The following is a 17,404-nucleotide window of genomic DNA, read 5'->3' as shown; positions in this document are numbered from 1 at the left end:
AGTCTACTGCTCGGTAGCGTGCGCTTCGTCACTCTTCTGGACTGAGGGGAGCCCGGTATGCGACGACGCATCCGCGCCCTGACCGTAACGGCACTGGGGGCCCTCGTGGCCGGGCTCACCCAGGTCGCCGTCACCGCGCCGGCCGCTCAGGCGGCCGTGTCGCCCGACGACTACTGCGGGGGGCAGTGCAGCGACATCCTCCCGCCCGGTGAACAGGGCAGCGCCACCCTCGCGGAAATCCTGGCGCACAAGGTGTTCGGCACCCGCCCGGCGCACTCGGCCGACCAGCTCGGCAAGTACGCCTCGCTGGCCGGCGGCTACAAGACGCTGACCACCGGCGCGATCAACCAGTACTTCAACGACTCCTCGTTCGGCGTCCCGGCCGACCAGGTGGCGAGCACGACGAAGCCGCGGGCCGACGTCACCATCGTGCGGGACAAGGCCCTGGGCGTCCCGCACATCACCGGGACCACCCGCGCCGGCACCGAGTTCGGCGCCGGGTACGCGGCCGCCCAGGACCGGCTGTGGCTGATGGACGTGCTGCGGCACGCCGCCCGCGGCCAGGTGACGTCGTTCGCCGGTGGCGCCGAGGCCAACCGCGAACTCGAGCAGCAGTTCTTCGCCAACGCGCCGTACACCGAAGCCGAGCTGCAGCAGCAGATCGACCGCACGGCCGCCAGCGGCCCGCGCGGCGCGCAGGGCCTCGCCGACGCGCAGGCCTACGTCGACGGCATCAACAAGTACATCTCCGACTCCTACAACGGCCGGTACTTCCCGGGCGAGTACGTGCTGACCGGGCACGTCGACTCGATCACCAACGCCGGCTCGATCGACCCGTTCAAGCTGACCGACCTGGTCGCGCTGGCCTCGCTGGTCGGGGCCGAGTTCGGCGCGGGCGGCGGCGGCGAGGTCCAGAACGCCATCGCGAAGCTGGCGCTGCAGGAGAAGTACGGCGTCGTGCAGGGCGAGAAGGTGTGGCAGAGCCTGCGCTCGGAGGACGACCCGGAAGCTGTCAAGACGCTGCACGACGGCCAGACCTTCCCGTACGGCAAGACGCCGGCCAACGCCGTCGGCCGCGCGCTGCCGGACAAGAACTCGGTGACGCCGCAGCAGCTGGTGTTCGACAAGACCGGCTCGGCCGCCACCGCGACGCCGTCCACTGTGGACGTCGCCGCGCCCGCCGAGCAGGAGCCCGCCCGCGGGATGTTCGAGAACGGCGTGCTGCCGGCCAACCTGCTGAGCGAGAAGCACGGCATGTCCAACGCGCTGCTCGTCTCCGGCGCCAAGACCGCCAGCGGCCACCCGGTCGCCGTGTTCGGCCCGCAGACCGGGTACTTCGCCCCGCAGCTGCTGCTCCTGCAGGAACTGCAGGGCCCGGGCATCAGCTCGCGCGGCGCGGCCTTCGCCGGGCTGAGCATGTACACCCTCCTCGGCCGCGGCCAGGACTACTCGTGGAGCGCGACGACGTCGGCGCAGGACATCGTCGACACCTACGCGCTGCAGCTGTGCGACCCGAACGGCGGCACGCCGACGAAGGACTCGAACTACTACACCTACCAGGGCAAGTGCATCCCGATGGACACCGTCGAGGTGAAGAACGCCTGGAAGCCGACGGTCGCCGACGGCACCGCGGCGGGTTCGTACACCCTGCGCAGCTACCGCACCAAGTACGGGCCGGTGCAGAGCCGGGCGACCGTCGGCGGCAAGCCGGTGGCCTACTCGGCGCTGCGGTCGTCCTACTTCCACGAGGTCGACTCGCTCATCGGCTTCCAGGAGCTGAACGACCCGACCTTCATCAAGTCCGCGGCGGACTTCCAGAAGGCCGCGGCCGACATCAACTACACGTTCAACTGGTTCTACGCCGACTCCAAGGACATCGCCTACTTCAACTCCGGCGCCAACCCGGCCCGGCAGTCCGATGTGGACCCGAACCTGCCGGTGTGGGGCGACCAGGGCCACGACTGGATCGGCTGGAACCCGGCGGGCAACCTGGCGAACTACACGCCGGCGGCGCAGCACCCGCAGTCGGTCAACCAGGACTACTACGTCAGCTGGAACAACGCCCAGGCCAACGGGTACGCCGCGGCCGGTGCGGACAAGTCCGCCGTGCACCGCGTCGACCTGCTCGACTCGCGGGTCAAGCAGCTGATCACCAGCGGCACCAAGGTCACCCGGGTCAACCTGACCCAGGCGATGGCGGACGCCGCACTGGCCGACCTGCGCGCCGAACGCGTCCTGCCGCTGCTGCTGCAGGTGCTGGACAAGACGCCGACCACCGGAGCGGCGGCGGACGCCGAGGCGAAGCTCAAGACGTGGCTCGCGAACGGCCACCTGCGCAAGGAGACCTCGCCGGGCAGCAAGACCTACGCCGACGCGGACGCGATCCGCATCTTCGACGCCTGGTGGCCGCTGCTGGTCCAGGCGGAGTTCAAGCCGGGCATGGGTGACAACGCCTACAACGCGATGACGAGCGTGCTCGGCATCAACGAGAGCCCGTCGGGCTGGCAGAACGGCAACGGCCGGCACACCGGTCAGCCCCACAAGGGTTCGTCGTTCCAGTACGGCTGGTGGGGCTACGTCAGCAAGGACATCCGGCAGGTGCTCGGCCAGCCGGTCGCGGGCCCGCTCGCGCAGACGTTCTGCGGCGGCGGCGACGTCACCGCCTGCCGCCAGGCGCTCGTCGACTCGCTGACCACGGCCGCGGGCCAGACCGCGAACACCGTCTACCCCGGTGACGCGAACTGCTCGGCCGGCGACCAGTGGTGCGCCGACTCGATCATCCAGAACCCGCTCGGCGGCATCACGCAGGACAAGATCAGCTGGCAGAACCGGCCGACGTTCCAGCAGGTCGTCGAGTACGCGGCGCACCGCGGCGACAACATCGCCAACCTGGCGGCGGCGAAGACGGTGAGCGCCACGAGCGCCGAGTCCGGCTTCTACAACTCGCCGGCGTCGAACGCGATCGACGGCAACGCCTCGACCCGCTGGGCCAGCGACTGGAGCGACGACCAGGCGATCACCGTCGACCTCGGCTCGGTCCAGCAGGTTTCGCGGGTGCTGCTCGACTGGGAATCCGCCTTCGGCAAGAGCTACAAGATCCAGCTCTCGCCGGACGCGGTGCACTGGACGGACGCGGCGGTGGTGACCGACGGCGACGGCGGGCGGGACAACGTCTCGTTCGCTACGACGACGGCCCGGTTCGTCAAGATGCAGGGCGTCCAGCGCGGCACGAAGTACGGCTACTCGCTGTACGAGTTCGAGGTGTACGCCCACTGAAAAGCCCGGCTGGGGCGCTCGCGGACGCGTGAGTGCCCCAGCCTCCCCTTATCGTGAGGCGCATGGACGACTGGACGCCTCGCACCAAGGCCATCGCCGCCGGCCGGCCGCACGGTCCCGGTGAGCCGCTGAACACCCCGCTCGTCGCCACCAGCACGTACCAGGCCGGTGGCGACTTCGCGTACGCGCGCGGGGACGGGACGCCGACCTGGCACGCGCTCGAGGAAGCCGTCGGAGCGCTGGAAGGCGGCCACGCGACGGCCTTCGCGTCCGGCGTCGCCACCCTGTCCGCGGTGCTGGACCTGCTGCCGGTCGGGTCCAGGGTGGTGGTCCCGACGTTCAGCTACGCCGTCACGCGCGGCGTGCTCGCCCACGCGCAGAAGCTCGGCAAGCTCGCCGTCACCGAGCTGGAGCCGACCGACACCGCGGCCTGGGTGGCCGAGGCCGCGACGTCGGACCTGGTCTGGCTGGAGTCGCCGACCAACCCGACCCTCGACGTGATGGCCATCGAGCCGATCGCCGCCGCCGCGCGCGGCCGGGTCGTCGTCGACAACACCTTCGCCACGCCGTTGCAGCAGCGCCCCCTCGAGCTGGGCGCGGACGTCGTCGTGCACAGCGCGACCAAGCTCATCGGCGGGCACAGCGACCTGCTGCTCGGCATCACCGTCGCCAAGGACCCGGCCGTCGCCGAGGAGCTGAAGGGCGCGCGGACGCGGGTCGGGTCGACGCCGGGCGCCCTCGAAGCCTGGCTCGCGCTGCGGGGGCTGCGGACCATGCCCGTCCGGCTCGCGGAGCAGTCCCGTACCGCCGCCCTGCTGGCCGAGCGGCTCGGCGGGCACCCCGCGGTCCGGCGGGTGCGCTACCCGGGCTTCGGGATGATGGTCGCCTTCGAGCTCGCCGACGCCGAGACGGCGGACCGCTTCTGCGCGTCGGTCCGGCTGATCCGGTCGGCGACCAGCCTCGGCGGCGTCGAGAGCCTGGTCGAGCGGCGGGCCTGGCTGGCGGGCGAGGAGCGCGTCCCGCCCGGGCTGATCCGGTTCAGCGTCGGCCTGGAAGATCCCGACGACCTTTGGGACGACTTGGTGATCGCCCTACCGGAGTAACGCAGGCCGCCGAATCGTCGATAGTCGCGACATCGCAGGTCAACGCGTTGGGAGTGGCATCGTGGGCAGAACGCTGAGCAGGGTCGCCGGAGTTGTTTTCGCGGGTGCGCTCGCCACCTTCGCCGCCACGCCCGCCGCGCTGGCACAGACGGAAACCAGCACGTCACCCACGGAAACCACGACGTCCACTTCGGAGCCCACGACCACCACGGTCACGACGACGACCACGACGGCGACAAGCGAGCCGTCCGCACCGGTCACGACCACCGGGACCACTTCGGCCCCGGCGAAGCCCAAGGGCACCACGACGAGCCCGAAGACCACTTCCTCGGCGCCGGAATCGGCCGAACCGCCGAAGGACGACTACCAGGACAACGTCGGGCACGGCTTCGTCGGTCTCGGCGGTGAAGGTGTCCTCGTCATCGCCTGCGCGGCCGGGAAGCCGAGCGGAGTGGCCACCCAGTACCTGAGCGTCACCGGCGGCCCTGACCAGGACGAGGCCGACGGCCGCCTGTGGAACTACTCGGTGCGCGTCGTCGACGCCCCGGCCGGCACGACCACCGCCAAGTTCAGCTGGACCTGTGCCGGCGTCGAAGGCAACGGGATCGTCGAGTTCGAGCAGGAGGCGCCGCCGACGACCACGACCACGACCACGACCAGCTCGGCGCCGTCGAGCACCGCGCCGGTCACCACCGCGACCAGCTCCGCGCCCGCCGGCAACGCCGCTCCGAAGGCCCAGGTCAAGGTCGCGCCCAAGGGCGGGGTCGAGACCGGCTTCGGCGGCACGGCCCGGTGACGGTCCGCCGGGCGGGCGTCGCGCTCGCCCTGGTGCTGGCCCTGGCCGGGTGCGGCACCGCCGAGCCGCCGAAAGCCGCGCCACCCGCTCCGGTTCCGTCGTCGGTGCCGGTGACCGTGCCGTTCAAGGGACTGCGCCCGACCTCGGTGAAGATCCCGAAGATCGGCGCGGAGTCCAGCCTGCTCGCGGTCGCCGTGAAGCCGGACGGTTCGATCTCCGTGCCGTCGGTGCACACGCCGATGCAGGCCGCCTGGTACAAACTCTCGCCGGTGCCCGGCGACGTCGGCCCGGCGATCGTGCTCGGGCACGTCGACGGCGACAAGAAACCGGGTATCTTCTTCAAGCTGAAGGAGCTCGCACCCGGTGACGAGGTGGACATCGACCGCAGCGACGGCAAGAAGCTGAAGTTCGTCGTCGACCGCGTCACCCAGGTCCCGAAGGAAACGTTCCCGCGCGACGCCGTCTACGGGAACAGCAGCGAACCGGAACTGCGGCTCATCACCTGCGGTGGGGCGTTCGACCACGCCGAACACAGCTACCAGGACAACATCGTCGTCTACGCGAAGCTCGCGGGCTGAAAGCGCTGCCGGGGTCACTGTCCGATGTGGATTTCGCTGGGCCCGAACGTTACCGGTTTCCGCAGTGGTCTTCTTCACGTAGAAATGGTTTCCGGTACATACCAGTAATGGGGCAGGATGTCCGAGTCGCCTGATCTTGTGCTTCGGAGCACCGGGCGGCTCGCGTAGTGGGGGTCATTGCGCGTTTCCTTCCCTGGGAGTCACCTTGAAGAAGACCCTGGGCCGTCTCGCGGGCGCTGTGCTCGCGGGGGCCCTGCTCACGCTCACCGTTTCGCCGGCCGCGCTCGCGCAGGAGGCTCCGGTCGTTTCGACGACCGAAGCCGCGCCCACGGCCACCAGCGGCACGCCGACGACGACGGAGGCGCCGACCAGCACCGCGTCCTCGGAGCCCACCTCGGGCCAGCCGACCTCGAGCCAGCCGACGTCCGAGCCGACGTCCACCGGCACCGGCACGCCGACCTCGGGCAAGCCGACCAAGCCCACCACGCCGACCACCGAGCCGACCGACCCGTTCCCGCACGGTGACGACTACATCGACGACGTCGCGTACGCGTGGGAGTTCGACGGCGGCGCCGGCATCCTGGTCATCGCCTGCAAGGCGGGCGAGCCGCGGGACGTCCGGGCCAACGACTTCACCGTGGCCGCCGGCCCGTTCCAGGACGGCGCGGACGGCCGCTACTGGGGCTTCGACATCCAGCTGAACGAGGGCAAGCACCTGTCCGACGACACGCAGGTCTCCTGGGTGTGCGAGGGCAAGCCGGTCACCCGCCCGGTCGGGCACGGCGGCGGCTCGGCCACCGTCGGCGGCCAGGTCAAGGTGACCCCGAAGGCCGGCGGCGTCGAGACCGGCGGCGGCGCGACGGCCCGGTCCTGACCGCATGACCACGCAGTTCCGCCGCGGCGGCCGCGTTCTCGCGGCCGCCCTGGCGCTGTCCTTCGCCCTCACCGCCTGCGGGACCCCGGATCCGCAGGCGGCAGCCCCGTCGTCGTCCGCGCCGGCCCCGCCGCCGGTGACCAAGCCGTTCGCCGGCCTGCGCCCGACGCAGCTGAACATCCCGAAGATCGGTGCGCAGTCGTCGCTGGTCTCGGTGCTGCCGAAGGCCGACGGCGGGATCTCGGTCCCGTCGGTGCACACGCCGATGCAAGCGGCCTGGTACAAGATGTCGCCGGTGCCCGGCGAGACCGGTCCGGCGGTCCTGCTCGGCCACGTGGACGGCGACAAGAAGCCCGGCATCTTCTTCAAGCTGAAGGAGCTCGCGCCGGGTGACGAGGTCGACGTCGACCGCAGCGACGGCAAGAAGGTGAAGTTCGTCGTCGAGCGCGTGGAGCAGGTGCCGAAGGAGACGTTCCCGCGGGACGCGGTCTACGGCAACAGCGACAAGCCGCAGTTGCGCCTGATCACCTGCGGTGGCGCGTTCGACCACGCCGAGCACAGCTACAAGGACAACGTCATCGTGTACGCGAAGCTAGCCGACGCCTGAGCCCGGGTACGGGAACTCCGGCTTCAGCCCGGTGCCCGGGCAGACCCAGCGGCGCATACCCGCGTCGCAGACGGCGTACCCCCAGTTGATCAGGTTGTCCTGCACCTTCTCGGGCAACCTGGTCAGCCGGGTCTTCGTCTCGGCGAGCCGCCGGGTCTGCTCGACCGGGGCCGGCAGCGCGTCCGGCAGTTCGAAGTTTTCGATGTCGCTGTAGGTCGCCCAGTACGTCCCGGCGTACGTCTTGTCCTCGTAGGACTTCAGCAGCGAGCCGGTGCGCAGCTCGCGGACCTGGTTGTCCATCACGGTCAGCACGCGCAGCAGCTGCATCGGCCAGTTGTGCGCGGGCTTGGCCTCGTGCTTCATCTTCTTCCCGGCGTCGCTGACCAGGACGGTCGCCCGCTGGTTTTCGATCGGGTCGAGACCGAGGTTGTCGTACACGCCCGCGTCGCTCAGCACGATCCTGCGGTCCGGCTTGGCCGGATCCGGGATCACCACCGGCGAGAGCAGCGGCGGGAACGCCGAGGACGCGGCGACCGCGGTGGCGAGCGGGACCTGCCCGTGCGGGCCCGGCTGCCGGAAGAACCACCACAGCGAGCCGTCCTGCAGGCTGGTCGCGGTGAACACGAAGTTCGGCCCGGCCGGGTCGAGGTCCGCGAGGCGGCAGTCGCCGAAGAGGTGCTTCGCGTAGCGGCGCGCGAGTTCTTCGCCCGCGCTGCGCCACGGCATGACCATCGCCTTGAGCGTGACCGGGACGTCGAGGTGGGTGCGGGCCAGCTTCCGGATCGGCGCCACGACCTCCTTGCCGAAGTTCTCCGCGACGCCGTCCGCGCCGAACCACAGCTTGTTCCACGCGTGCGCAAGCACCCCCGCCGCGATCGAGCCGCCGGAGACGCTGGAGACGGTGGTCAGCTTCGGCAGCCAGCCGAGCTCGTTGAGCCGCCAGAGCGCGCCGGCGTGGAAGAGCATTGCGCGGTAGCCGCCGCCCGAGAGCGCGAGGCCGACGCCGTCCCGTTTCGCCGAGTCCACGCGGCCGAGTTTAGGACTGCAGCAATGGGGTGAGCAGGGGCCGTTGCCCGGCGGGGACGTATTCGGCGTAGTTGTCGTACAACGCCTGCTTCGCGAGGTGGGCCGCGCCGCCGCCGTCGGCCGCGCGGATCGCGTCGAGCACCTCGGCGTGGTGGGCGAGCCAGGCGCGCATCAGCGACGTCCGGTTGCTGGCGTGCTCGAGCTTGTCCTCGATCAGTTCCAGCACGACCCCGCGCACGACTTCTTCGCTGACCACCAGCAGGGGATTGCGGGAGATGCGGGCGATCACCTCGTGGAACGCGACGTCGGCGCGGCTGAACTCGGCATAGCCGCGGGAGACGCCTTCGCGCATCGACTCCAGGGCCGCGTCGAGGCCGGTCAGGTCGTCTTCGGTGCGGAGCTCGGCGGCGAGCAGGTGCGCCGAGCCGTCGAGGATCATCCGGAACTGCAGCAGTTCGGCCAGCCCGACGTGGTCGGCGCGCGCGAGCCGGTGCATCGAGCGGTGCAGCGCGGCGGGCGAGGCGGCCAGCACCTCCGGGCCGCGCGGGTCCCCGGGCCGCGACCGGATCATCTCGGCCGCCTGCAGCACGCGTAGGGCTTCGCGGATCGTCGAGCGGCCGACGCCGAACTGCGTCATCAGCTCGCGCTCGCTCGGCAGACGTTCTCCCGGCTTGAGCGCGCCGCTCACCACGGCCTGCTCGATCTGCTCGACGACCCGCTCGTACGCGCGGACCGGAGCCACCGGTTCGAACCGCATCCCTTGACCTCGCCGTCCGCTCGGTGCAGGCTACTGGTCAGACCAGTGTACTTGTCTGGAGGCCGAATGAAAGCCCGGATTCCCGTGGTGGCAGCGGCGCTGCTGCTCGTGGTGTCCGGCTGCTCGGCCGGCTCGTCCGCGAGCGTTTCCGCCGGTCCGGGCACGCTTTCCGTCGGCTTCACGGCGGAACCGGCGAACTTCGACTTCACCCGCACCGACGGTGCCGCCATCCCGCAGGCCTTGCTCTACAACGTCTACGAAGGCCTGGTGAAGCTCGACGCGCAGGGCAAGGTCGTCCCGCTGCTCGCGAAGTCGTGGACGATCAGCCCGGACCGCAAGACCTACGACTTCCAGCTGCAGCAGGGCGTCAAGTTCAGCAACGGCGCCCCCTTCACCGCCGAGGACGTCAAGTTCTCCCTGATGCGCGTGAAGACCGGCTGGACGATCTCGATCAAGGCGACCATGGACGTCGTCGACCACGTCGACGTCGTGGCGCCGGACCACGCGCGGGTGGTCCTGTCGAAGCCGTCCAACGGCTGGCTGTTCAGCCTCACCAGCCGGCTCGGCGCGATGTTCAGCCCGACCGGCGTCGCCGACCTGGCGAACAAGCCGGTCGGCACCGGGCCGTACGTCGTCTCGGCCCGCAAGCGCGGCGACTCCGTGGTGCTGACGGCGAACCCCGCCTACTGGGGCCGGAAACCGGCGTACTCGACGGTGGTCCTCAAGTACATCAAGGACCCGACCGCGCTGAACAACGCGTTGTCCAGCAACGGCATCGACGTCATCTCCGCGATCACCGCGCCCGACTCGATCCCGCAGTTCCAGGCCGACGACCGGTTCCAGGTCGTCCAGGGCACGACGAACTCCGAGGTCACCCTCGCCATGAACAACGCGCGGCCGCCGCTGAACGACGTCCGCGTGCGCCAGGCCCTGACCTACGCGATCGACCGGAAGGCGTTGCTGGACACGGCGTGGGCCGGCCGCGGCACGCTGATCGGCAGCATGGTCCCGCCGACCGACCCCTGGTACGAGGACCTGTCGAACGCCTACCGCTTCGATCCCGCGCGGGCCAAGGCGCTGCTGTCCGAAGCCGGCGCGACGAACTTGAGCCTGCGGCTGCGGATCCCGAACCTGCCGTACGCGGTTTCGGCCGCGCAGGTCGTCCAATCGCAGCTCGCCGACGTCGGCGTCCGGACCACGATCGAGCCGCTCGACTTCCCGGCGGTGTGGCTCAAGCAGGTGTTCACCGACCACGACTACGACCTGTCGATCATCCAGCACGTCGAAGCCAGGGACATCACGACGTTCGGGAAGCCGAAGTACTACTGGGGCTACGACAGCAAGCGCGTCCAGCAGCTGCTCGCCGAGGCCGACAGCGGGACGCCGGAGCAGCAGGTCGCGGACATGAAGCAGGTGGCGCGGCAGCTGAACACCGACGCGGCCGCCGACTGGCTGTTCCTGTTCCCCAACGTGATCGTCGCGAAGGCCAAGGTCGGCGGGTTCGTCCGGAACCAGGTCAGCGAGTCGTTCGACCTCACCGGGCTGGCGCCGCGATGACGGCCAGGGTGCTGCGCCGGGTGGCGATCTTCGTGGTCAGCGTGCTGGCCGCGTCGATCGTGGTGTTCCTCTTCATGGCCGTGCTGCCGGGCGACCCGGCCCAGGTCGCGCTCGGCGTCAACGCGACGCCGGAGCTGCTGGCCAAGACGCGCACCGAGTTCGGCATCGACCGCCCGCTGGTCACGCAGTACTTCGACTGGATCGGCGGCGTCCTCCACGGCGACTTCGGCCGCTCGTACGTCACGCGCGACGCGATCGGCCCGCAGCTGCTCGACCGCCTGGGCGTGACGCTCTGGCTCGTCGGCGCGGGCATGCTGGTGGCACTCGTGATCGCGGTGCCGGCCGGGACGTTCGCCGCGGTGAAGCACCGGAAGGCGTCGGGCGCGAGCGTCTCGGGGCTGTCGCAGATCGGTGTCGCGATCCCCGCGTTCCTGGCCGGGATCATCCTCGTGCAGATCTTCGCCGTGCAGCTGCGCTGGCTGCCTTCGGGGGGCTGGACACCGCCGAACCAGGACTTCGGCGAGTTCGTCCGCGGGCTGATCCTCCCGGCGTTGTCGCTCGGCCTGGTGCAGGGCGCGGTGTTGACGCGCTACGTGCGTTCCGCCGTGCTCGACACGCTCGGCCAGGACTACCTGCGCACCGCGCGGTCCAAAGGCCTCCGCCCGGGACAGGCCTTGGTGCGTCACGGCTTGCGCAACGCGTCGGTGCCCGTGGTCACCGTGCTCGGCCTGCAGCTGGCGACGCTGCTGATCGGTGCGGTCGTCGTCGAGCGCGTGTTCGTGCTGCCCGGCCTCGGTTCGATGCTGCTGGACGCCGTCTCCGCGCGTGACCTGCTGACCGTGCAGGGGATCGTGCTGGTCCTGGTGGTGGGCGTGCTGCTGGTCAACTTCGTCGTCGACGTCCTCTACACCGTGCTCGACCCCCGATTGCGAGGTTCGTGATGCGCAATCTGGTGCTGGGCGGGGTGCTCGTCGGCCTGGTCGTGCTGGCCGCGCTGCTGTCGTTCGCGTGGACGCCGTTCGACCCGGTGAAGGTCGACGCGGCCCACCGGCTGCTCGGCTTCACCGGCTCGCACTGGTTCGGCACCGACAAGTTCGGCCGCGACCTGCTGAGCCAGCTCATGGTCGGCGCCCGCACGACGTTGTACGTCGGAGTCGTCGCGGTCGGCATCGCCGCGGTGATCGGGACGCCGCTGGGCATCCTGGCCGGGATGTCACCGCGGTGGCTCGGCGAGTTCGTCATGCGCGTCAACGACCTCGTGCTCGCCTTCCCCGCGCTGCTGCTGGCCATCATGTTCGGCGCGGTGTTCGGGGCGGACACGCTGACCGCCATGGTCGCCATCGGCATCGCGACCATCCCGTCGTTCGCGCGGATCGCCCGGTCCGGGACGCTGCAGGTGATGAGCACCGAGTTCGTGCTGGCGGCCCGCGCGGGCGGCCGGTCGCGGCTGAACATCGCCGTGCGGCACGTGCTGCCGAACATCTCCGGCCTGCTGATCGTGCAGGCGTCGGTGTCGTTCGCGATCGCCGTCCTCGCCGAAGCGGCCCTGTCGTTCCTCGGCTTCGGCACCCGGCCGCCGACCCCGTCGTGGGGGCGGATGCTGCAGGAGTCCCAGGAACTGCTGACCGTGCAGCCGCGGCTGGCGCTGGTGCCGGGCATCGCGATCGCCGTCGCCGTGCTCGGCTTCAACCTCCTCGGCGACGGCCTGCGCGACCGCCTGGACCCCCGATTGGCGGCCCGCGTATGACGCTCTCGGTGCGTGGCCTCGGCGTTTCTTCTCTCGTCCGGGACGTCTCCTTCGAGATCGGCGCCGGCGAGCGCGTCGGCCTGATCGGCGAGTCCGGCTCCGGGAAGTCGCTGACGGCGTTGTCGATCATGGGCCTGCTGCCCGAGGAGCTGCCCGCGTCCGGTTCGGTGACCCTGAACGGCCGCGAACTGCTCGGAATGTCCGAAAAGGACTTGTCCCGGCTGCGCGGCGACGAGCTGGCCATGGTGTTCCAGGAGCCGATGACGGCGTTGAACCCGGCCATGCGCGTCGGCCGCCAGGTCACCGAGCCCGGCCGGATCCACGGCCGCCGGCACCGCGCCGAGGACCTCCTGAACGCGGTGGGCCTGCCGGACACGGCCCGCGCGTACCCGCACCAGCTCTCCGGCGGCCAGCGGCAGCGGGTCGTGCTCGCGATGGCCCTGGCCAACGAGCCGTCGCTGCTGATCTGCGACGAGCCGACGACCGCCCTCGACGTCACCGTGCAGGCCCAGATCCTTGCGCTCATCAAGACGTCACTGCCCGCCGAGAGCGCGTTGCTGTTCATCACGCACGACCTCGCTGTCGTGGCCTCGGTGTGCGAGCGCGTGCTGGTGATGCTGGACGGCGAGATCGTCGAAGCGGGCTCGACGCGCGAAGTGCTGACATCGCCGTCGCACGCCTACACGCGAAAACTCCTGGATGCTTCGGACCTGGAGGCGCGCCGATGAGCATCATCGAAGTCCGCGACCTCGAACGCCGGTACGCCCGGCGGAACGTGCACGCCTTGCGCGGTGTCAGCTTCGACGTCGAGGCCGGGCAGCGGTTCGGCATCGTCGGGGAGTCCGGCTCCGGCAAGTCGACGCTGGTCCGGCTGCTGGCGGCGCTCGACCAGCCGACCGCCGGCACGGTGTCGTTCCAAGGTCGGCGGATCGACAGCCTGCCGGAACGCCGCCTCGGCTTCCTGCGCTCGGAACTGCAGATCGTCTTCCAGGACCCGATGGGCTCGCTCGACCCGCGGATGCGTGTCCTCGACATCGTTTCCGAGCCGCTCGGGCGCCGGGAGCCCGACCGCGTCGCCGAACTGCTCGCCGCCGTCGGCCTGCCCGCGGACGCGGCGGGGCGCTACCCGCACCAGTTCTCCGGCGGCCAGCGGCAGCGGATCTCGATCGCCCGCGCGCTGGCGCCGAACCCGAGCGTGCTGATCGCCGACGAGCCGGTCAGCGCCCTCGACGTCTCCGTGCGCGGCCAGATCCTCGACCTGCTCGATGCGCTGGTGGAACAGTTCGCGCTCACGCTGATCTTCGTGTCGCACGACCTCGGCGTCGTCCGGCACGTCTGCGACCGGGTCGCGGTGATGCGCCGCGGCGAGATCGTCGAGCTCGGCGACGTCGGCCAGGTCTACGACGCGCCCCGGCACGATTACACGCGGGAACTCCTCGAAGCCGCGCCGAACCTGCGCGCGGAACTCGCCCGGCTGCGCGGAGGTGACGATGGCTGAGTACCCCGATGGCCTGCCGATCGGCGACGGCTGGGTGTCCACTGTGGATACCGAAGAAATCGTTTTCCCCTACGACGGGAGCGTGGTCGGCACCGCGCCGGTCGGCACGCCTTCGCTCGCGCGCCGGGCCGTCGACGAGGCTGTCGCCGTCGCGCGCGAAGTGGCTTCGCTGCCTTCGCGGGTTCGGCGGTCGCTGCTCAACGACGTCGCTGCGGCGATCCGGTCCCGCCGCGAGGAGTTCGAGAACCTGCTCGTGCTGGAGACCGGCAAGCCGCTGGTCGATTGCCGCGTCGAGGTCGCACGCACGATCGTCACCTGGGAAGCCGCCGCCGAAGAGGTCTCCCGGCTGCACGGCGAGACCGTGCCGCTCGACCTCCTGCCGTCCGGCGACGGCCTGGTCGGGTTCTGGAAGCGCAAGCCGATCGGCGTCGTCGTCGGCATCGCGGGCTTCAACTACCCGCTGCTGCTGGCGTCCCACAAGATCGCCCCGTCGATCGCCGCGGGCTGCCCGGTGATCGTCAAGCCCGCGCCCCAGACGCCGTTGGCCACGCTCCGGCTGGTCCACTTCGTGCGCTCGCTCGCGCCCGTGCCCGCCCTGGTCCAGCTGGTCACCGGCGATGCTTCGGTGGGTGCCGCGCTGACGACGGACCGCCGGATCGGCGCGGTCTCGTTCACCGGCTCGGCCGCGGTCGGGCACCGCATCGCCCGCGACGCGGCCCCGACGAAAATCCTGCTGGAGCTGGGCTCGAACGCGGCGCTCGTGGTGGCCGGAGACGCCGACCTCGACGCGGCCGTGGACGCCGTGCTGCGCGGCGGGTTCTACGCGTCCGGCCAGGCCTGCATCTCGGTGCAGCGGGTCCTGGTCGTCTCGTCGGTGGCTGCGGAGTTCACCGAACGGCTGCTCGCGCGGCTCGACGAGGTCGTCGTCGGCGATCCGCGCGACGAGAAGACGCGGGTGTCCGCGCTGATCGACCCGGCGGCCACCGACCGCGTAGCCGCGTGGATCGAGAAGGCCGGCGGCCGCCGGTTCGGCGGGGGTGTCGACGGCACGGTGTTGCGGCCGACCGTCCTCCTCGACGTCCCGGACGGCGTCGAAGCCTGGGACGAGGAGATCTTCGGCCCGGTCGTCTGCGTGCGCACGGTGTCCGATGTGGACGAAGCCTTCGCCGCGGTGAACGCGTCCCGGTACGGCCTCCACGCCAGCGTCTACAGCAAGTCCTTGCACACGGCGTTCCGCGCGCTCGACGAGCTGGAGGTCGGCGGGGTCGTCGTCAACGAGGTGCCCGGCTTCCGCTCGGACACCATGCCGTACGGCGGCGTGAAGGACTCCGGCATCGGCCGCGAAGGGCCGCGGTTCGCCGTCGAGGAACTGACCGTGACGAGGATGGCGGTGCTGCGCCCGTGAACTACTCGACGTTGTTCCGGCTCGACGGACGGCGGGCCGTCGTGCTCGGCGCGGGCGGCATCGGCCGCGAAGCCGCGCGTGCCCTGGCCGCGCACGGCGCCGACGTGGTCTGCGCCGACCGCGACCTCGAAGCCGCACGGGAGGCGGGCGTCGGCGAGGCGTACGAACTCGACCTCCTCGAACCGGGTGCCCTGGACAAGGCCGCGTCCGACCTCGGGCCGCAGGACGTCGTCGTGCTGACCGCCGCGATGAACGTCCGCAAGCGGCTCCTCGACTACACGCGGGAGGAGTTCGACCGCGTCCTCGCGCTGAACCTCGGCGTGACGTTCGAGGTCGTGCGGGTCTTCGGCGCCGACATGGTCGCGCGCGGGCGGGGGAGCATCATCGGCTTCTCGTCGATCCGCGGCACGACCGTCGAGCCCGGCCAGGGCCCGTACGCGGCGACGAAAGCGGGGCTCGTCCAGCTGTTCCGGACGGCCGCCGCCGAGTTCGGCCCGGCCGGGGTCCGGGTGAACGCGATCGCCCCCGGCGTCGTCGAGACGCCGCTGACCGCCCAGATCAAGGCGAACCCCGAGTGGTACGACGCGTACGCGACGAAGGGGGCGTTGGGCCGTTGGGCGCGTCCGGAAGAGCTCGCCGGAGCCGTCGTGTACCTCGCTTCGGATGCTTCGTCGTTCGTGACCGGCTCAGTGCTGGCGGTGGACGGTGGCTGGACCGCCGTCGACGGCCGCTTCGACCCGCCTGCCTCGTGAGGAGCGCTCATGACCGAGCTGCCTGACCTGACCGCCGTCGAACTCGTCGCGCAGTACCGCGCGAAGACGCTCTCGCCGGTCGAGGTGACCGAAGCCGTTGTCGCGCGCATCGAAGCGCGAGAGCCGGAGCTGCACGCGTTGTACGCGTACGACCCTTCAGCAGCTCGCGAAGACGCGAAGGCGTCCGAAGCTCGTTGGGCGGCCGGCGAACCGCTGGGCCCGATCGACGGCGTCCCGCTCACCATCAAGGAGAACATCGCCACCCGCGGCACGCCGGTGCCGCTCGGCACGGCGGTGACGGACCTGGTGCCGGCCACCGACGACGCCCCGGTGGCGGCCCGGATCCGCGAGTCCGGCGGTGTCCTGCTGGCCAAGACGACCATGCCGGACTTCGGGATGCTGACGTCCGGGCTGTCGAGCTTCCACACCACGGCCCGCAACCCGTGGCAGCTCTCGGCCACGCCCGGCGGGTCCAGCGCGGGCGCCGGCGCCGCGGCCGCCGCCGGGTACGGCCCGCTGCACGTCGGCACGGACATCGGCGGCTCGATCCGGCTGCCCGCGGGCTGGTGCGGGCTGGCCGGCCTGAAGCCGAGCTTCGGCCGGGTGCCGGTCGTCCCGCCGTTCCTGGGCCGGGTCGCCGGCCCGATGACCCGCACGGTCGCCGACACGGCGTTGCTGATGAGCGTGCTCTCGCGCCCGGACTCGCGCGACCACCTGTGCCTGCCGCCGGCGGAGCTCGACTGGGCTTCGCTGGACCTTTCGCCGGCCGGCCTGCGCGTCGGTCTGCAGCTCGACGCCGGGGTCGGCCTCCCGGTGGACCCGGCGATCCGCGACGCCGTCACCGCGGCGGCCCGGGCCTTCGAAGCGGCGGGCGCGGTCGTCGAGCCGGTCGAGCCGTTCCTCACCCGCGGCATGCTCGAAGGCCTCGACGTCTTCTGGCGCACGCGGGCCTGGTCGGACCTGGTGAACCTGCCGCCGGAGCGCCGCGCCAAGGTCCTGCCGTACATCGCGGACTGGGCGGCGGGTGGCGCGGACGCGTCCGGGGTGGCCGTCTACCGCGGCTTCGCCCAGATCGACGTGATGAGTGTGGCGGCCCTGCGCGCGACCTCGGCGTTCGACGTCGTCCTGTCGCCGACCAGCCCGGTCGCGGCGCCGCCGGCGGAGTGGGCGTCCCCGACGAACGACCCGGCCCGGCCGTTCGAGCACATCGCGTTCACCGTGCCGTACAACATGTCCGGCCAGCCCGCGGCGTCGGTGAACTGCGGCTACACCGACGACGGCCGGCCGATCGGCCTCCAGCTCGCCGGCCGCCGCTTCGACGACCTCGGCGTCCTCCGCGCCGCGGCGGCATACGAACGGCTCCGCCCGCCGCAGCGGCCCTGGCCGATCGGGTAGGGAAGAAGTTCCGGACCTTCGGCGAAGTGTGGG

16 protein-coding genes are annotated in these 17,404 nt (G+C 71.1%); 14 read left to right on the top strand and 2 right to left on the bottom strand.

The window, feature by feature from the left end; genetic code table 11:
• The first annotated feature begins 57 nt into the window (after positions 1–57).
• The 6 genes from H5965_RS06060 to H5965_RS06035 all read left to right on the top strand — a co-directional run bounded on the left by H5965_RS06060 (position 58) and on the right by H5965_RS06035 (position 7,234).
• A complete protein-coding gene (locus tag H5965_RS06060) occupies positions 58–3,276 on the top strand; it encodes a penicillin acylase family protein (protein WP_310968295.1) in 3,219 nt (1,072 codons plus the stop codon).
• Positions 3,277–3,338: 62 nt separating this feature from the next.
• Entirely contained in the window at positions 3,339–4,379 is a 1,041-nt protein-coding gene (locus H5965_RS06055; RefSeq protein ID WP_310968294.1) for a PLP-dependent transferase, read from the top strand.
• A 61-nt stretch (positions 4,380–4,440) separates the two neighbouring features.
• Positions 4,441–5,175, top strand: coding sequence for a hypothetical protein (locus H5965_RS06050; RefSeq protein WP_310968293.1), 735 nt, complete (start codon positions 4,441–4,443; stop codon positions 5,173–5,175).
• Positions 5,172–5,753, top strand: a complete 582-nt coding sequence (locus H5965_RS06045; RefSeq protein ID WP_310968292.1) for a class F sortase — start codon at positions 5,172–5,174, stop codon at positions 5,751–5,753. The genes H5965_RS06050 and H5965_RS06045 overlap by 4 nt, the downstream gene beginning before the upstream one ends.
• A 205-nt stretch (positions 5,754–5,958) precedes the next feature.
• Positions 5,959–6,627, top strand: coding sequence for a hypothetical protein (locus tag H5965_RS06040; protein WP_310968291.1), 669 nt, complete (start codon positions 5,959–5,961; stop codon positions 6,625–6,627).
• A 4-nt stretch (positions 6,628–6,631) separates the two neighbouring features.
• Positions 6,632–7,234, top strand: a complete 603-nt coding sequence (locus H5965_RS06035; protein ID WP_310968290.1) for a class F sortase — start codon at positions 6,632–6,634, stop codon at positions 7,232–7,234.
• Here the strand turns inward: H5965_RS06035 and H5965_RS06030 are convergent.
• Both H5965_RS06030 and H5965_RS06025 read right to left on the bottom strand, forming a co-directional pair.
• On the bottom strand, positions 7,220–8,260 hold the full coding sequence (locus H5965_RS06030; RefSeq protein WP_310968289.1) for a patatin-like phospholipase family protein: 1,041 nt from the start codon (positions 8,258–8,260) through the stop codon (positions 7,220–7,222). The two genes, H5965_RS06035 and H5965_RS06030, sit on opposite strands and share 15 nt — an antisense overlap.
• Positions 8,261–8,270: 10 nt before the next feature.
• Complete coding sequence (locus H5965_RS06025; RefSeq protein WP_310968288.1) at positions 8,271–9,017, bottom strand: FadR/GntR family transcriptional regulator; 747 nt, start codon at positions 9,015–9,017, stop codon at positions 8,271–8,273.
• Positions 9,018–9,083: 66 nt separating this feature from the next.
• Here H5965_RS06025 and H5965_RS06020 point away from each other — a divergent pair, with 66 nt between their 5' ends.
• From H5965_RS06020 to H5965_RS05985, 8 genes are read left to right on the top strand one after another with little or no spacing between them, the layout of a single operon-like run.
• On the top strand, positions 9,084–10,574 hold the full coding sequence (locus H5965_RS06020) for an ABC transporter substrate-binding protein (protein ID WP_310968287.1): 1,491 nt from the start codon (positions 9,084–9,086) through the stop codon (positions 10,572–10,574).
• Positions 10,571–11,515: an ABC transporter permease gene (locus tag H5965_RS06015; RefSeq protein WP_310968286.1), complete on the top strand. Its 945-nt coding sequence runs from the start codon at positions 10,571–10,573 to the stop codon at positions 11,513–11,515. The genes H5965_RS06020 and H5965_RS06015 overlap by 4 nt, the downstream gene beginning before the upstream one ends.
• Entirely contained in the window at positions 11,515–12,321 is an 807-nt protein-coding gene (locus H5965_RS06010; protein WP_310968285.1) for an ABC transporter permease, read from the top strand. Before H5965_RS06015 ends, H5965_RS06010 begins: the two co-directional genes overlap by 1 nt.
• Complete coding sequence (locus H5965_RS06005) at positions 12,318–13,049, top strand: ABC transporter ATP-binding protein (RefSeq protein ID WP_310968284.1); 732 nt, start codon at positions 12,318–12,320, stop codon at positions 13,047–13,049. The genes H5965_RS06010 and H5965_RS06005 overlap by 4 nt, the downstream gene beginning before the upstream one ends.
• Positions 13,046–13,819: an ATP-binding cassette domain-containing protein gene (locus H5965_RS06000; RefSeq protein ID WP_310968283.1), complete on the top strand. Its 774-nt coding sequence runs from the start codon at positions 13,046–13,048 to the stop codon at positions 13,817–13,819. Before H5965_RS06005 ends, H5965_RS06000 begins: the two co-directional genes overlap by 4 nt.
• Positions 13,812–15,224 carry an aldehyde dehydrogenase family protein gene (locus tag H5965_RS05995; RefSeq protein ID WP_310968282.1) on the top strand — a complete coding sequence of 471 codons (1,413 nt, stop codon included), beginning with the start codon at positions 13,812–13,814 and terminating at the stop codon, positions 15,222–15,224. Before H5965_RS06000 ends, H5965_RS05995 begins: the two co-directional genes overlap by 8 nt.
• Positions 15,221–15,976 carry an SDR family oxidoreductase gene (locus H5965_RS05990; protein ID WP_310968281.1) on the top strand — a complete coding sequence of 252 codons (756 nt, stop codon included), beginning with the start codon at positions 15,221–15,223 and terminating at the stop codon, positions 15,974–15,976. The genes H5965_RS05995 and H5965_RS05990 overlap by 4 nt, the downstream gene beginning before the upstream one ends.
• 9 nt (positions 15,977–15,985) lie before the next feature.
• On the top strand, positions 15,986–17,371 hold the full coding sequence (locus H5965_RS05985) for an amidase (protein WP_310968280.1): 1,386 nt from the start codon (positions 15,986–15,988) through the stop codon (positions 17,369–17,371).
• The last annotated feature ends 33 nt before the right edge of the window (positions 17,372–17,404 follow it).

The organism is Amycolatopsis sp. 505 (assembly GCF_031625235.1).
Classification (GTDB): domain Bacteria; phylum Actinomycetota; class Actinomycetes; order Mycobacteriales; family Pseudonocardiaceae; genus Amycolatopsis.
Note: the sequence above shows the minus strand (reverse complement) of the source record. Positions and strands in the feature narration are given on the sequence as shown.

Coding starts and splice junctions, on each gene's coding strand:
- H5965_RS06060 (WP_310968295.1), top strand. CDS start 58: ATGCGACGACGCATCCGCGCCCTGACCGTAACGGCACTGGGGGCCCTC.
- H5965_RS06055 (WP_310968294.1), top strand. CDS start 3,339: ATGGACGACTGGACGCCTCGCACCAAGGCCATCGCCGCCGGCCGGCCG.
- H5965_RS06035 (WP_310968290.1), top strand. CDS start 6,632: ATGACCACGCAGTTCCGCCGCGGCGGCCGCGTTCTCGCGGCCGCCCTG.
- H5965_RS06025 (WP_310968288.1), bottom strand. CDS start 9,017: ATGCGGTTCGAACCGGTGGCTCCGGTCCGCGCGTACGAGCGGGTCGTC.
- H5965_RS06020 (WP_310968287.1), top strand. CDS start 9,084: ATGAAAGCCCGGATTCCCGTGGTGGCAGCGGCGCTGCTGCTCGTGGTG.
- H5965_RS06015 (WP_310968286.1), top strand. CDS start 10,571: ATGACGGCCAGGGTGCTGCGCCGGGTGGCGATCTTCGTGGTCAGCGTG.
- H5965_RS06010 (WP_310968285.1), top strand. CDS start 11,515: ATGCGCAATCTGGTGCTGGGCGGGGTGCTCGTCGGCCTGGTCGTGCTG.
- H5965_RS06005 (WP_310968284.1), top strand. CDS start 12,318: ATGACGCTCTCGGTGCGTGGCCTCGGCGTTTCTTCTCTCGTCCGGGAC.
- H5965_RS06000 (WP_310968283.1), top strand. CDS start 13,046: ATGAGCATCATCGAAGTCCGCGACCTCGAACGCCGGTACGCCCGGCGG.
- H5965_RS05995 (WP_310968282.1), top strand. CDS start 13,812: ATGGCTGAGTACCCCGATGGCCTGCCGATCGGCGACGGCTGGGTGTCC.
- H5965_RS05985 (WP_310968280.1), top strand. CDS start 15,986: ATGACCGAGCTGCCTGACCTGACCGCCGTCGAACTCGTCGCGCAGTAC.